The organism is Neobacillus kokaensis, from assembly GCF_014656545.1.
Lineage (GTDB): Bacteria > Bacillota > Bacilli > Bacillales > Cytobacillaceae > Neobacillus > Neobacillus kokaensis.
This window is the reverse complement of the sequence record NZ_BNDS01000001.1, coordinates 200,012-215,612: the sequence shown is the minus strand read 5'-3', so window position 1 is coordinate 215,612 and position 15,601 is coordinate 200,012. Positions and strand designations below refer to the sequence as shown.

The 15,601-nt window shown below is 32.5% G+C and carries 15 protein-coding genes; 5 read left to right on the top strand and 10 right to left on the bottom strand.

Features of this window, described 5'->3' with window-relative positions:
* Positions 1–13: 13 nt before the first annotated feature.
* The 7 genes from IE222_RS01020 to IE222_RS00990 all read right to left on the bottom strand — a co-directional run bounded on the left by IE222_RS01020 (position 14) and on the right by IE222_RS00990 (position 6,870).
* Positions 14–604 (bottom strand): DUF3920 family protein, encoded by a 591-nt coding sequence (locus IE222_RS01020; RefSeq protein ID WP_191268819.1) that lies wholly within the window; start codon positions 602–604, stop codon positions 14–16.
* Positions 605–1,021: 417 nt separating this feature from the next.
* Positions 1,022–1,201 (bottom strand): hypothetical protein, encoded by a 180-nt coding sequence (locus tag IE222_RS01015; RefSeq protein WP_191268818.1) that lies wholly within the window; start codon positions 1,199–1,201, stop codon positions 1,022–1,024.
* Between the two features lie 42 nt (positions 1,202–1,243).
* Positions 1,244–2,428, bottom strand: coding sequence for a tyrosine-type recombinase/integrase (locus IE222_RS01010; RefSeq protein ID WP_191268817.1), 1,185 nt, complete (start codon positions 2,426–2,428; stop codon positions 1,244–1,246).
* Positions 2,429–2,509: 81 nt separating this feature from the next.
* A complete protein-coding gene (locus tag IE222_RS01005) occupies positions 2,510–2,722 on the bottom strand; it encodes an excisionase family DNA-binding protein (RefSeq protein WP_191268816.1) in 213 nt (70 codons plus the stop codon).
* 219 nt (positions 2,723–2,941) lie between these two features.
* Positions 2,942–4,720: a DNA primase family protein gene (locus IE222_RS01000; protein ID WP_191268815.1), complete on the bottom strand. Its 1,779-nt coding sequence runs from the start codon at positions 4,718–4,720 to the stop codon at positions 2,942–2,944.
* A 23-nt stretch (positions 4,721–4,743) separates the two neighbouring features.
* Positions 4,744–5,316, bottom strand: a complete 573-nt coding sequence (locus IE222_RS00995; protein ID WP_191268814.1) for a hypothetical protein — start codon at positions 5,314–5,316, stop codon at positions 4,744–4,746.
* A 159-nt stretch (positions 5,317–5,475) separates the two neighbouring features.
* Entirely contained in the window at positions 5,476–6,870 is a 1,395-nt protein-coding gene (locus IE222_RS00990; RefSeq protein WP_191268813.1) for a hypothetical protein, read from the bottom strand.
* A 161-nt stretch (positions 6,871–7,031) separates the two neighbouring features.
* Between IE222_RS00990 and IE222_RS00985 the strand changes: the two genes are divergently transcribed.
* Positions 7,032–7,226 (top strand): helix-turn-helix domain-containing protein, encoded by a 195-nt coding sequence (locus tag IE222_RS00985; protein WP_191268810.1) that lies wholly within the window; start codon positions 7,032–7,034, stop codon positions 7,224–7,226.
* Between the two features lie 71 nt (positions 7,227–7,297).
* Here the strand turns inward: IE222_RS00985 and IE222_RS00980 are convergent, their stop codons facing one another.
* The 3 genes from IE222_RS00980 to radC form a co-directional block, all read right to left on the bottom strand.
* Positions 7,298–7,861, bottom strand: a complete 564-nt coding sequence (locus IE222_RS00980; RefSeq protein WP_191268808.1) for a hypothetical protein — start codon at positions 7,859–7,861, stop codon at positions 7,298–7,300.
* A 39-nt stretch (positions 7,862–7,900) separates the two neighbouring features.
* Positions 7,901–8,029 (bottom strand): hypothetical protein, encoded by a 129-nt coding sequence (locus IE222_RS26660; protein ID WP_275671413.1) that lies wholly within the window; start codon positions 8,027–8,029, stop codon positions 7,901–7,903.
* Positions 8,030–8,598: 569 nt separating this feature from the next.
* Positions 8,599–9,048 carry a RadC family protein gene (gene radC, locus IE222_RS00975; RefSeq protein ID WP_191268806.1) on the bottom strand — a complete coding sequence of 150 codons (450 nt, stop codon included), beginning with the start codon at positions 9,046–9,048 and terminating at the stop codon, positions 8,599–8,601.
* Between the two features lie 191 nt (positions 9,049–9,239).
* Between radC and IE222_RS00970 the strand changes: the two genes are divergently transcribed.
* The 4 genes from IE222_RS00970 to IE222_RS00955 all read left to right on the top strand — a co-directional run bounded on the left by IE222_RS00970 (position 9,240) and on the right by IE222_RS00955 (position 15,532).
* A complete protein-coding gene (locus tag IE222_RS00970) occupies positions 9,240–11,993 on the top strand; it encodes a type I restriction endonuclease subunit R (protein WP_191268804.1) in 2,754 nt (917 codons plus the stop codon).
* A gap of 174 nt (positions 11,994–12,167) precedes the next feature.
* Positions 12,168–12,758, top strand: coding sequence for a restriction endonuclease subunit S (locus IE222_RS00965; protein WP_191268800.1), 591 nt, complete (start codon positions 12,168–12,170; stop codon positions 12,756–12,758).
* 23 nt (positions 12,759–12,781) lie between these two features.
* The gene (locus IE222_RS00960; RefSeq protein WP_191268799.1) at positions 12,782–14,335 is read left to right on the top strand and encodes a type I restriction-modification system subunit M; all 1,554 of its coding nucleotides are present in this window, start codon (positions 12,782–12,784) and stop codon (positions 14,333–14,335) included.
* 3 nt (positions 14,336–14,338) lie between these two features.
* Positions 14,339–15,532 (top strand): restriction endonuclease subunit S, encoded by a 1,194-nt coding sequence (locus IE222_RS00955; protein ID WP_223282533.1) that lies wholly within the window; start codon positions 14,339–14,341, stop codon positions 15,530–15,532.
* Positions 15,533–15,601: the final 69 nt, after the last annotated feature.

Sequence of the window (15,601 nt, the reverse complement as noted above, 5' to 3'; positions counted from 1 at the left end):
AAGAGCTCAATACTTACTTATTTACTTGAATTGACTGATAATATTTTTCCATATACCTGTTTGCATCTTTTTCAATCCATCGTTCATCATGTGGGGTACTATCTTTATATGGGTGTTTAATCATTTCACCAGTTCGATCTTGCCAATAGTGTCGCAATTCGTGTGCAAGAGTTTCAATCATCTCTTTTTTAAATTCATCTTTAGAAGGATACTGATCTTTCGAAAGGAAAACTGGATCTCCGTTCTCATCACGCTCGGTAAGATATCCATACGGATATAAGTCAATAGTATTAGTACCTTCATCATATACTATTTTATTGCTATCACTCCAAGTTGTATAAGATCTACCACTATACCATCCTATATAATCATCATCTCTAACACCTTTATTTATTGTAATTCTACTTAAAATCCCGTCGTCTTTAACACCTAAATCTTTTAATATCAATGGACCTTGAGTTTTAACAATTTCTTTTGTCATTTCTATTGCTTGTTTATTAGTCAATTGTTGTTTAGCTTTAACCTCATCTTCATGAATGGAATATATTATGACACCCGTAATAACACATACAAAGACAAAGAAGTTAAAGATTTTTTGACCCATGTTTATCTCTCCCAATAATTTCTTGATCAATGATCTTTTCAAGAGTTCGTCTATCAACTAGTTTACTTCACAACTCAATTCAGCATAAATCTAAAAAACTTGTTTTATTTTTCTTGTTGAGCACCAATAAAAGGTTTATCTCCCTTATTCCCCTTTCTCATCCTCGATTAAGATTTGCTATTACATTAGACCTAAACCATTAGAAATAAAACGAATCATTTGAACTAAATTATACCATTTATCGACATTTATTGAATGAAAATTGTGTCAATAGACACAGAACATTAGTTATTAAACTTTCGAATCCTCTCTAACACATATTAAAACCCTTGCAGCCGCAAGGGTTTTTTCGTTTTTACTAAAATTCAAATCAACGCATTTCTAAAAAGTAAAAAGTAAGTAATATCACTGTACTGTTCATTTAGATAATTCTTTAAACCAATCTAGCAATAAGCCAGATGTTTCGTAATCACATTCTGAAAACCACTTAATATATCCCATTTCGCGTGGATCGAGAGGTCGCCCTAAACCTTTTTCTAATGCTTCAGTGAGTTGTTTTTCCTTAACTATAAAATCAACAAAACGATACTGTTTCATTTTATTCATCCCTTCATAGTTTGCTCTTACAAACCAAAAGAGTCATGACCTTGATCCCTGCCGTTTTGTTTCATTTTTAAAAAGAAAGTCCAATTTTTCAGCTGCATCCTGATCAGCACTTTTTAAAGAATGTCCATAGATATCCATGGTTGTTTGAATATTTGAATGACCAAGGCGGCTACTAATCGTTTTCATGTGTACGTTTTGATTAATTAGTAATGTAGCAGCAGTATGGCGAAGAGCATGAAAACGGATTTTCGGCAGCCCATATTTGCGAAGAAATTCGGGAAACCAACTACTTACAGTGGTTGGGTGCATAGGTTTACCATCCCAAGTTGTAAATAAACGGTCCGATTCCTGCCATTTGTCACCGACTCTTAACCTGTCCTTATTTTGTTCTGCCTTATACACTCTTAATAAAGCTATTATTGATCCAGAAACTGTAATACTTCTAACCGATGTTTCATTTTTAGGGGATTTAGTAATAATCCCTTTACCAGCTATATACTGACTTGATTGACAAACATGGATTGTAAAACTCTCAAAATCTATACGTTTCCATTCGAGTCCAAGCAATTCTCCTTGGCGCATTCCAGTCGAAACAGCCAAATTTATTAACACCTTATATTTTATATCTTCATGCTCCACTGCTTCCAAGAGTGCTTGAACCTGCTTTTCATCATAAACATTGGTCTGCTTTTTTCTTACCTTGGGTGAATCGACTTGAGAAGCAGGGTTCGAATTAAGAAACTGCCATTTTACTGCATACTGCAGTATAGTTCTAAGAAGGCGATGATGATGAACAATGTACTGATCTGATAATGGACCTTGTTTTCCATCTAAGCGTATTTCCGTATCTTTGAGATTTTTGTAAAACTCAACTAAATGTATTGGTTTTATTTGTTCAAGTTTGAAATGCCCTAACGCTGGGATTATTCGGTCATTTAGTAGCCCCATATATAAATCTAAGGTTTTGGGAGCAAGGTTTTGCGTGCCATGCATCTCAATCCATTTATCGGCAAATTCCGCAAGTGTAAGTCTTGATGGTTCTACATAACTACCCTTTTCAATTTCTGTAACAAATTTAGCTAATTCCTTTTGAGCCTCTCGTTCACTCTTTGCTTTAATAGTCTTGTAATGCCTAATTCTTTTGCCATTTGCATCATACCCGTGACTAAATGATAATTCCCAAGATTCTTTTCCGCGTTTGCGTAAATTTCCTGCCATTAATTAATACTCCCTTATTCGTTATTGTAAAAGGTTTGAAATTCCATGATGGACTTTCGAACCTTATGAAATACTTAATTCTTAACGCGTTGATACTAATTTCATTTTCGGCTGTTGAACACTCTCATGCTCCTTCTCTTCCATCCAGTCGTCTAAAGCATCCTTCCGAAAAAGAACACGACTACCCACACGAATACAAGGAATTTCTTTTCGTTTTGTAATATCCAAAATGAGCCAATAAGAGATACCGATATATTTTGCTGCTTCCTTTGCACTTAATGTTTGACGTTCCATTTTAACTAGCCTCCCTTAGGTTATAGCCTCATTTCTTATACACCGTAATAATATATAATTAACAAGGTTTAATATACTCATATAAATGTAGACAAGTGTAGCAACTACGTAGGTATTCATGAGAAAGAAAATCTACGTTTTATTTAACGATATTCCCACTATTTGAGTAGCGAAATTATTTTGTGTAGATAAAGTAGACATTTTTTTCAAAAACTCTTTTTATAAATTATTTTCTTGGTTTAAATACCTTCGAAGTGTAATTCCAATATAACCATCCAATGGGTTTGATTTCCTTAATCTGAATTTTGACTGTTTTACTGGCAATTTTTTAATTTCGTTAAAAAATTCTTTTTTGTTTAAAATATTTTGACAGTTATCTTTACTAAAAATTAAATATGCTTGGAATAGATCTTTTTTGTGAACCCTAAATCGGTCATTTTTCGAGTCAATCAAGCATTCAGTATTTATAAAATCATTTATGTTACTCATTTCATTTTGGTATTGCTTTTTGAAATCAATTGATTCATGAGATTCTGTAAAAATAAAATTATTTCTTATTAGCCTCTGTAGCCCTTCTACAGCCCATCGAACAATAAAATCTTTTTCTGAAAGGAGTTTTTCCTTTAATTTATAGTCCCTTTTATTCTCAGGAATGGTGTTATTAAAGACTGTAAATAATATTCTATCGATAAAAGCGGTTGTGTTATCGAGTGTTTTTAATTGGAACATAGAGTTACCTGCCATAATAATTTTTGCACGATTTACAAAATGTATTGGCAATTTATACTTTCTATCCGCTCTCAATCTATCATTTCCAGTCAATGCCTTGATTGTGCTTATATTGTTTAAAATCCCATCATTTAACTCACCACAAACATTAAGCTTTTTCTTGAATAAATCAGCCAGAACAAATTTCCCTCCTAGCTCGTGAAGCGGAACATTACTTGTATATTCTTCACCAATAATATCCGTCAACAATTCAAGTATTGTACTTTTGCCCGTATGCGGTTGCCCAATTAAAACAAACCATTTTTTTGCATTTGAATAATTTGATATCACATATCCAAACAACTCTTGCAGTTGTTTGGATTTTTCCTCGTCACCATCAGTACATTGATTGATAAAATGCAAAAAGTTTTTTCCTTTAGATTCTCTATTACAATAATTAGCGTTAATAAAATTGGTAAATCGATATTGAGGTGAATGTTTGATTACTTTATCCGTTTTCATATCCAAGACACAGTCATTAAAATTTATCAGATTAGGGTATGCATCCAAATCATCTTCCTCAATTTGAATTTCAGCACAACTCTTTAACCGGTCGATAATATCATCCACTCGACTTTTTGAAAGTAATCCTGCTATTTTTGATGACCATCCAGTCCGTACTAAAGTCCTAATTTCATATTCTTCAAGTTCATAGAAGTACCCTGTAAAATTGTTATAAAGGTAAAGGTTTCCCTTCAAACATATTAAATTATGCTTTTCAAGTATTTTCGAAAAAATAGAGTGCTCTATGTTTTTATGATTAAATTCCCCCTGTTGTTTATCTTTTATGACGTTTTCATTATTTTCTCGCATTAATTTACCATTAGACTTATCCGGCAAAATCAAATCAGGGATTTTAACTTTTTCATTTTCTAATAAATTTTTTTCCATGAATTGCTCATTTACTTCCCCGTACTCCAATTGTGACAAATCAAATGTATTTTCATTTTCATTTTCATTCCCTATTGAATTTTTTTCCATAAATTGCTCATTTAATTCACCATAATTCAATTGCGATAAATCAATTGCCCTGTTATTTTCATTATTTATTTCTTGATCATCCATATATTTATTTGGAATTTCATTAACTGGTAAATTGGATAACCTAATTACCTTAGGCTTACTAATTTCTGCTACCTCATTTTCTTCCAAAAAGGTTTCTGGGATTGAAGTCTTTGGCAATTCATTTATTTTTTTACGTATTTCATCTCCTAATTCGCTTATCGACACGGTAATTACTCCCTCATTGATTATTAATCTTTATTCTCTACAGATACATCCTCTTCTTGAAGGTAGCCTTTAACCCTTGGAAAAATAGACGAAATTAAAGTAAAGGCATTTGTTCTAAAATCTGGTATTAATGATTCTTTTTTGGTGTTAATTTCACTAATTTTATGCTGCAATTCACTATTAAAAATGCTTAATTGTGCAAACGAATTTTTTTCAATATAAGCAATTATTATCCCTCTCTTGGTAAAATCAGTTTGTTCGCTAAATTCAGATAAATATTCTTTACTGTATACATGAAGGCACTTTTCATCCGAATCTCTACGATCAAAAATTATTCGAAGTTCTTCATTCCTCTGTTGTAATAATTCATTTTCAAATAATAAAGATAATTTTCTATCGCCAATAATTCCGTTACAAATCCTATATTCTGGCGTAACATAACACAACAGTAATATCGTTGGTTCAATTCGAGTATCCCCAATGCAGACATACGAGTTATTACCATCACTTGCTAATAATTGGATATCAATATTACCATCTGCCATTTTTTTTATGAGCTTTTCCTCAACCTTAGAAAATTCATTACATAGAGCCATTATTTATCTCTCCTCTTTAATATTTTTTACACACTAAAAGTAACATGGGGGATTTCAGGGTTAGTTTTTAGATAATTGCAAATTAATACCCTAAATCCTTGATAATAATAAAGCCGCTTCCTTTAAGTAAGGAAGCGGCTTTATTATGTTTATATTTTTTTATTTATAGTCAGATAATTTTTCAACATTAAGTTGCTCTATCTTTTCAGATATCTTTTGTTCATTAAAATATTTTTCAAATGGCTCTTCAAATTCTGGTATTTTATCATCAGAATGTAATGCCATTTCAGTTACTAAAGATTTCGCCAGCAGACAAAATAAATAATCCAAATTCTCTGGAAAACCGCCATTTTTATTTATTTCTTTTGCGGTAATTTCTATGGTTTCCTTACAAAACTGTTCTCGATGCTTTTTGAATTTATTTACATTCATGTATAAATCATCAAAGTTATTCGAATACTCCAACTCGTCTAATTGGAAAATGTACTCTCTTTTTAATTCTAATACACTGTAACATGGATTATTTTTCAAAATAAAGCACAAAAATAATTTTTTCTTAACTCTCCTTAATTGGGTTGCTTGCTCCTTATCATCTACAAAAGGATCTTTTACCGAAAGCGTTCCTTGCGGTGCTTTAATTCTGTCTTTAATAAAATCCTTTAAGAGTGGCAAATAGAAAAAGATTAACCAAAATAACCTATTATATCCATCCTGGGTTTTGGTAAAAAGAAATTCATTATCTTCGGCAATGAACCGTTCTACAAAATATAGTTTTAAGCGAATGTCCTCAATTAAAGACATTGAAGCAAGAGCCTTATAATAATTATCCTTCCTGTTTGAAGACATCTTAATTAATTTTTCTTTCGGCAACATTGACTGTACCTTTAGCAAGAAAAATATATTTGTTTCCCTCTCGAATTCTATTATTTCTCTTGTCGGGTTAATATTATAGCCATTTCCGGTTAATAAACCTTTAATCTGATTAATATGCACTAATAAGTCTGAAAAGAAATCCTTTGAGCTATCCTTATCCAATGATTGCGGTTTAATAGGTCTTTTCTTATTTACAAAATGATTAAAGTAAAAAGGAAAAAGCGTGTGGTTTCTTTTATGGAAAGGATATACAGGATCATAATAATTTTCATTTTCCTTTGTTAAATAAGTCTTTTTAATATTTTTTTGTGCATCAATAACACTTAACAAATACTGTTGAAAAGAATCTGATTCAACAAGAAAAAGTTCATTTTGTACCTGTTCAAATAGTTCACCTATCGTGGTATTTATCAATGGTTCTTCACAATAATTCCTAATTAATTCCATATCATATTCATTAAATGTTGCCGCTTCCTCAAATATCAAATGAAGAACGTATTTTTTCACATGATCTTCGACCAACGAAGGTTCTAAATCTAAACTCCTACATATTTCATCAAATGGCTCTCCAAGTTCTATTGCTCTAAAAATTTTTTCGTATGTTAGTTCTTCATCATCCTTAATATTAAATTGTAATCCGAGTTCTGCACACAAAGCTTTTCTTTGATCCTTAGTTAGCATATCGCACCTCATTAAGAAAAATTACAAATCAAGTATAAACTTTAAACAATTAAAATAGTATATTCCATACTCATTGCACAATAAAAATTTATCCTAATTAAGCATTACTAATCATTAATAATGAACAATAATCTAAAAAAATCATCAGGGGGCAATGTACAATGTTTGAAATGCAGAACGATATTTTAACCGTAGAAGAATTAATGGAGGTACTATACATTGGAAGAAATTATGCTTATAAATTACTTAATAGCGGAGAAATAAAAGGATTTAGGGTCGGTAGATCCTGGCGAATCCCCCGAAAATCACTTGAAGCATTTGTATTAAATAAATGCACAAAAAAAATACTCACTTAGGACTGTCTAAGTGAGTATTTTTTTGCCCTCTGGTGGAAATTTAATTTTTATACCACCGTCATCTATTTAATTTAATTTTTCCAGTTCCATTTTCTCCAAACAATTTTTTCAACACCGACCGCTCTTTGAAAATCGTCTTTCAAGAACATCAAAAAATTACTGTTATTTTCAAAATTTCCTGTTATACAAACTGCGCTAAATTGATGGCAATTATCAAATAGAAGATGATAATTTCTACTTTCTGACAATTTCTCTTCTGCATTCCAGGCTGCTTTGTGATAACCAATTGCAGTATTCACTCCATCATAACACGGGACATAAATTTCATAATTAATAGTAGAAATATTGCCCGTAAATTCATTTAAACCTTCCTTTTTTATCCTCCCTTTTCCATCCATAGATATAATTTGTTTATTTCCAATATAAATTCCAGAGTGTTCTGCTAAACCGCCAAACAATTCTGTGTAAACTAAAGATCCGTAAGCGGGTTCGAACTTTTGAATGCTGTACTCAGAAGTATTACTTGATCTAATAGTTGAAGAATTTATGTTAATTTTTTCAAAATACTCTGGAAGAGAACCGTGCTTTTCAATAAACAAGCCTAATTGTTTATTAATCCAATCAAAAACTTCCATTTTAAACACCACCTAAAATTTTTATTATTTATTCATTTCCTATTCTTTAAGTTCAGCTAGACAGGCATCAATAAAGTCTACTAGAGAATCTGAAAGATTAAAATTCAACTCAATATCAACCTCAATTAGCGGAGTACCAATAGTTAAAGTAATATTATCTACTCCCATCTTTTGAAACCTCTCCCGTTTTTAATATTTGGCTCCTTTTTGAATTCATTTTACATAAGCCTCACCCGCCTTAAAAATAAATAGACGAAGTCACATACAGAAAGCAAAAAGAAATAACTAAAAATGTGCATTTTAAGAGCTCAAGTTGACCCTCAAAGAACACTTTTTCGATTATTTTCTTGATTACTTCCTGATGACTTCGTCTAATGTTTAATAATTATTCTTGAATTACACTATTATTTTAAATAAATTTCAGTGGATTTGCAATATTGAAAATATAATATTTGCATTATTCAAAAAAAGTAAAACGCCAATTAAATATGCTGTTTTATTTTCTAATATTGAAATAACTATGCACTAGTCTCATTCAGCTTCTTTTGAAGCCCCTGTTTTGTAAAATCTGTAATATTTGTTGATCAGACACCCCTCCTCTATTTTCTTATTGAACCACTCAATGAATCCATCGCTGCTCCCAGCAAGCAGTCAGTATCCATAACACCGCCGTTTATCATTTTTATTTTTAGTTGAACAAAAAAGAACACCACCAATTGGAAGTGTTCTTTTCTCCTTTAATTAAGATATCCTTTTTCTTTCAATGAAGTATAAACTCCGTCTCCAACAATAATATGGTCAAGGACATCAATGCCAATAATTTTCCCAGCCTCGACTAGCCTTTTTGTAACCTCAATATCTTCACGACTTGGTTCCACCTTTCCTGACGGATGATTGTGACCAACTAGTATTGAGGCAGCATTTGATAAAATGGCTGATTTCATCACTTCCCTTGGATGAACTATACTAGCGTTTAAGCTGCCAATATGACAAATATTGATAGATACTGGCTGGTTTTTTGTATCTAAGGAAACTACAATGAAATGCTCTCTATCCTTGTCGGATAAGAACAGATTTAATAATTTGTAGCCATCCTCTGGAGATCGAATTGACCGTTCTTTGTAAAGAAGGCTTGATTCCTTTACTAACCTTAATGAGACAATATTTACTCGTTTGGCTGATTGCATATTAATACCTCCTAGATTGTATTCCAGGTAATAATATATATTTAACTTTGTATATAAAACGGATACTGACAGGTATGCAAAACTTCTGGTTATAAGATTTATGTAACAGTATTGGGAATTCACTATTAAAATGTAACTAATAAGTAAATTTTTAGTATAATGGGAGCAGATGGATTAAGGAGGTTTCCAGCATGGTATACCAACCAGAAGCAGAACTTGAGAAAAAATTACATACACAGCTTGTTAATCTAGGTTACAAAGCTGTAAAAATAGCAGACTACGAAGCATTATTAGCTAACTTCAAGCTACAACTCAATACATTTAATGAACATAAACTAAATGGACAACCGTTAACAGATATAGAATTTAAGAGAATTCTTACATTAATCGAAGGAAAAAGCATTTACGATTCTGCAAAAATTTTACGTGATAAGCTCCTGGTTGAACGTGAAGATGGGACTCAATTATATGTAGAGTTACTCAATACGAAAGAATGGTGTAAAAACCTTTTCCAAGTCACAACACAAACAACGGTGACTAGTAAATACACAAATCGCTACGACGTGACGATCCTAATCAACGGCTTACCACTAATTCAAATTGAATTGAAACGACGAGGACTAGATTTTAAAGAAGCGTTTAATCAAATCCAACGCTATCGTCGTCATACTTTCCCTGGTTTGTATCGTTTCCTACAAATTTTTGTCGTTAGTAATGGTGTCGATACAAAATACTTTTCGAATTCTGATTACGACATTCAATTTGGGTTCACATTTTTCTGGTCGGATGAGAAGAATGAACTGATTACAAATTTACATGATTTCGCTAGTGCGTTCTTAAAGCCATGTCATTTAGCAAAAATGATTAGTCGTTATATGGTCATAAATGATACAGATAAAGCGTTAATGGTAATGCGCCCTTACCAAGTGTATGCAGTTGAAGCACTGGTACAGCGTGCAACAGAATCAAATAACAATGGTTTCATTTGGCATACAACAGGTTCTGGGAAAACTTTGACTTCATTTAAAGCTGGTCAAATTCTTGCAGATGAAGATAGTATTAAAAAGGTATTCTTCCTTGTTGACCGACAAGATTTAGATAGTCAAACTATTTTAGAATTTAATAAGTTCCAAAAAGGCTCTGTAGACCGTACAAACAAAACGGAAATACTCATCGATCAAATCAAAGATCCAATGAAGCGTTTTATTGTAACGACAATTCAGAAAATGAACAATGCGATTAAGAGTCCAAAATATGTAAAGATTATGGAGCCTTACAAACAAGAACATGTTGTCTTCATCATTGATGAATGTCATCGCAGCCAATTTGGTGATATGCGAAAAGAAATCGATCGTCATTTCAAAAACGCTCAATACTTTGGCTTTACAGGAACACCTCGTTTCATAGAGAACAAAAGCCAAGATGGTCGTACAACTGCCGACCTATTTGAAAAATGCTTACATCATTACTTAATTAAAGATGCAATTCGTGATGGCAACGTACTTGGCTTCTCTGTTGAATATATTCGTACATTCAATGCCAATATCAATGAAGAAGATGATACAAAAGTACAAGCGATTGATACGGATGAAGTGTGGCATGACGAGCGACGCCTCAATCTTGTAGCAGATCATATTTTGGACAATCATGTACGTCGTTCGAAGAGCAAAGGCTATTGTGCCATGTTTGCAGTTGATTCAATTCCTACATTGATACGGTACTATGACATTCTGAAATCGAAAAATCATCATCTAAAAATCGCTGGTATATATTCATATGGGCAAAATGAGGACAGTGATGGAACATGTGAACATTCTCGTGAAGCGCTAGACCGTATGATTACAGATTATAACAAAATGTTCGACACAGACTTCTCGACAGAAACATGGGATCGTTATTTTTCTGATGTATCGAAAAAATTGAAAAATGCTCAAGTAGATATTTTACTTGTCGTAAAAATGTTCCTAACTGGATTCGATAGTAAGCCACTTAATACACTCTATGTAGATAAGAACATGGTGTATCACGACTTGTTGCAATCATACAGTCGTACAAATCGTGTAGAGAAAGCAACTAAGCCTTACGGAAATATCGTTTGCTATCGAAATTTAAAAGACAATACAGATGATGCGATTAAACTATTCTCTAGAACAGATAATGTTGATACGGTTTTAATGGGTAGCTATGACAAATACCTAAAAGCTTTTAGAGAAGCAGTGAAAAATTTAAGAAAAATTGCAGTCATTCCAGAAGAAGTAGATGAGCTAGAACGAGAAGAAGATAAACGTCAATTCATTATCGCTTTCAAAAATGTCACGAAATTACTTCAACGTTTACAGTCATTTTCGGATTTTAAGTTTGATGAAACAGAGCTAACGATTTCACAGCAATCATACGAAGATTTTAAGAGCAAATACTTCAAAGTATACGAAGAATTTAAGCGAAGCGAAGTGCCAAAAGAATCGATTTTACATGACATCGACTTTGAGTTAGAGCTGATGCATACAGACCGTATTAACGTCAGCTACATTCTGAATCTCATTGCGAACCTTAACACAGAAGATGAAAAAGAACGGGAAAAAGAGATTCGTTTCATCAAACAGGAATTAGATCATGCATCTGATCCAAAGCTACGTCTAAAAATTGAACTGATTAAAGGTTTCTTAGACAAAGTCGCACCAACTTTAGCTTCTCATGAATCTGTCATCGATGCATACAATCGATATGAAGAAGAAATGAGTGAGCAGGAACTTGCATCATTTGCCAAAGAAGTAGAAATTGAAGATAAGATATTACGTGAACAAGTATCGACATATGAATATTCTAATTTAATTGAAAAAAATACAATTATGGACTCTTTATCAGGATCGTTCTTGAAAAAGAATAAAGCAATCAAAGCGATTACTTCATTCATTCGTGACTTTGCAGAAAAATACGGTGCGTAATTACCATATTTTTCCATTAAATTCTATTTATTAAGAAAGAGCGCTAAATCAGCGCTCTTTCTAGTTATTTTAAAAAATATCAAAAAATACAAAAACATTGATATTTTTTAAAATATCAATTATACTAAATCCTACAAGTACTGATATATTAAAAAATATCAAAGGAGGGATGTTGTGAAACTTCATCAAATTGCACAATTTACACAAGGGGCTTTTGCGAATCGATTGGAAACTTTCTCTAACAACGTTGAGATAACAAAAGTCAAACTGCTCTCACTAAAAGAATTTAACGAAACCCTTGGACTTTCTTATCGTATATCAAATGAAAAAAATGTTGAAATAATTGTACCAAAAGAAAAATTAACACCTCAACTACTAACAGATACAAATAGTCTTATTTTACACACACATACCCAAAAGGTTGCTTTGTTACCTGAGAAATATAGCAGGTTATTACTAACAAATAACTTTATCAAAATTCAATTAACAAATGATGTAGATTCAGCCTTCTTTGAATGGTACTTTAATGAACATCCATCAGTTCAAAAACAACTGTCTGTGTTAAGTGAAGGAACAGTCATTTCATTATTGAAGCTATCGCATTTAAAGGATTTAGAAATTGACTTACCACCCATCCAAAAGCAAATAATTATAGGAAAAATCGCTCAGTTGAAAAAGCGACAAGAATCTTTAATGGCTGAAAAACGCGAATTACAACAGCAATATATTCAACAAAAACTAATTCAAAGTATCAACGTGAATTAATTAAACTTAAGGAGGAACTTATTATGACATCAAGTGAAAAACAACGTCAACAACAAGCTGAATTGCATAAAAAATTATGGGCAATGGCAAATGACTTACGAGGTCAAATGGATGCCAGCGAATTCAAGGATTATATTTTAGGATTAATCTTCTACCGTTACCTATCAGAAAAAGTAGAGGCACGAGCAAACGAATTACTTAAGGACGATAACATTTCTTACGCAGAAGCATGGGTAAACGAAGAGTACAAGGAGGACTTGGCAGAGTACCTTATCGATGAGTTAGGTTATATAGTAGAACCTCAATTTCTCTTCTCACACTTCCTTGAGGAAATCGAAAAAGGAGCAAATGGTAACTTTGATGTAGAGATGCTACAAAACGGTGTAAAAGCAATTGAATCATCTACTTTAGGGACTGACAGTCAAGATGATTTCCAAAATCTATTCGACGATATGGATCTAGCCTCATCACGTTTAGGACGAACAGTAAAGGAGCGTACAAATTTAATCAGTAAAGTAATTGTCAACATTGCAGAAATTCCATTTTTACAAGATGATGTAGAAATTGATATTTTAGGTGATGCATACGAATATATGATTTCTCAATTTGCAGCAAACGCAGGAAAAAAAGCTGGCGAATTCTATACACCACAACAAGTCTCTAAAATATTGGCGAAAATTGTGACTGCTGGTAAATCAGAAATTCGAGATGTATATGATGGTGCTTGTGGCTCTGGATCTTTACTACTTCGTGTAGGTAAAGAAGCGAAAGTACACAAATACTATGGACAAGAAAAAGTATCGACAACATACAACTTAGCTCGAATGAATATGTTGCTGCATGACATTCCATATCAACGTTTTGATATCCGTAATGCCGACACATTAGAAGAACCTCAACACTTGGAACAACGTTTTGAAGCAATCGTTGCGAACCCTCCATACAGTGCGAAATGGAGTGCGGATGACAAATTCAAAGAAGATGAGCGCTTTAGTGCCTATGCAAAGCTAGCACCAAAATCAAAAGCAGACTTTGCCTTCATCCAACACTTTATTCATCAATTAGATGATAACGGTACAATGGCAGTTGTTTTACCACATGGTGTCCTATTCCGTGGTGCAGCAGAAGAAGCAATTCGTAAATACCTAATTGAAGAAAAAAATTACTTAGATGCAGTCATTGGCTTACCAGCAAATATCTTCTATGGTACAAGCATTCCAACGTGTATTCTTGCATTCAAAAAATGTCGCAAGCATGATGAGAATGTGTTATTCATTGATGCTTCCCATGAATTTGAGAAAGGGAAGAATCAAAACCTTTTATCAGATGAACACGTTGAAAAAATCATCACTGCATTCTTAAGTCGTGAAACTATTGATAAATATTCATACACAGCAACATTAGAAGAAATTAAAGAAAACGACTATAACTTAAACATTCCTCGTTATGTTGATACGTTTGAAGAAGAAGAACCAATGGATTTACAAGCAGTGGCACAGCGTCTGAAAGAAATCGATGAGGAAATGGTAGAAGTAGATCGTGAGTTAGAAAAATACTTTAAAGAATTGGGAGTGTAAAGCTTGTTTAAACATAACCATGAGCATATCGAAACAACTCTGGGTGATATTGCTACATTTCAAAAATCCTACTCCTTCTCTAGGGAAATGGAAGGTGAAGGATTTGTTAGACATATTCACTATGGTGATATTCATACAAAGCTCCCTAGTGTTATCACAAATCATGGAATTTTACCAACAATAATTGAAAATAAAGATTTTCAATTAATTAGCTACGGAGATATTTTAATAGCGGATGCGTCTGAGGATTATAAGGACTTGGGCAAAGCTGTGTGCTATTTAGATGATACTGAAAATCCTGTTATTTCAGGACTTCATACACATCGTTTTAACATAGACAATGAAAAAGTAATCCCTGAATATCTAATTAATATCTTTCAAACACATCGCTATCGAAAATTTGTTTGGAGAATGGGTACGGGTGTCTCTGTTTTAGGTTTATCTAAATCAAATCTAGAAAAATTTCCGATTTATTTCCCATCAAACGACATACAGAAAAAGGTCGCTCACTTTTTCAATTTCATCAATAGAAAACTTTACCTTCAACAAGAAATAATCGACTTACTGAAGGAGCAGAAAAAAGGTTATATGCAGAAGTTATTCAAACAGGAATTGCGATTTAAAGAGAAGAATAAGGTCGATTATCCTGCATGGAAAAAAATCAAACTTGGAAAGTTAACTAAAAAGACTGGTAAAAAAAATTCAGAAGGGATGAGATATCCCGTTGCAGCTATCAGTAACAAAAAAGGATTCACATTAGAAGGGGAAAAAAATTATTCAAATGCAGATGTTGATATTAAAGCATATAAGTTAGTCCATAAAAATGAATTTGCTTATAATCCTGCTCGAATAAACGTTGGATCTTTTGGCTTTCAAAATGTAGCTGACATAGCGATAGTCAGTTCTCTATATGTAATTTTTAAAACATTACCCACATTATCAAATGCATATTTAAAAGCTTATATGCACTCTAGTTATTTTAATCGAGACGTTATTAAAAATACGGAAGGTAGTGTTCGTGAATATTTATTCTACGAGAATTTTTCAAACATTAAAATTCCCTTACCTTGTATAAAAGAACAAGAAAAAATAGCTGAATTCTTGTTGAAAATAGATTCCAAAATTCAATTAGAAGAACGAAAATTAGAATCACTTCAAGAACAAAAAAAATGGTTCATGCAACAAATGTTTATTTAGTTCTATGGGGAATATAATTGAAATATATTCCCCATAGGTTTCAATTTAATGAAAAGAATAGGGATGTGA